General features: G+C 51.5%; 1 protein-coding gene. It reads left to right on the forward strand.

Features of this window, described 5'->3' with window-relative positions:
• Positions 1 to 268, forward strand: a 268-nt coding sequence (locus tag L9G74_RS24210) for a hypothetical protein (protein WP_238898656.1), incomplete at both ends; no start/stop codon positions are given.

The raw sequence follows: 268 nt of genomic DNA on the forward strand, positions 1-268 counted from the left end.
GCGGCGCCGTTCAAAATCACGTCGTGACAAAGAAAGCAATACCGGCACCGGAGAAAATAATACTCCGGAGAACGCCGAAGACCCAGATGCCCTCATTGAACCAGCTTCCGAACAGGAAGATAGGGAGGAAGGGAAGAGTAACCCCGACGAGCCGGTTGGGAATGATGATTCGGAGGACAGCAGTTATATGCCACCCTCCAAAGACAAAATAAGCCTCGGCAACAAAGACTTCATTGTGGCAGAAGAACCCCTCGAGCAAGAACGCTTT

The organism is Shewanella electrica (assembly GCF_022321485.1).
Lineage (GTDB): Bacteria > Pseudomonadota > Gammaproteobacteria > Enterobacterales > Shewanellaceae > Shewanella > Shewanella electrica.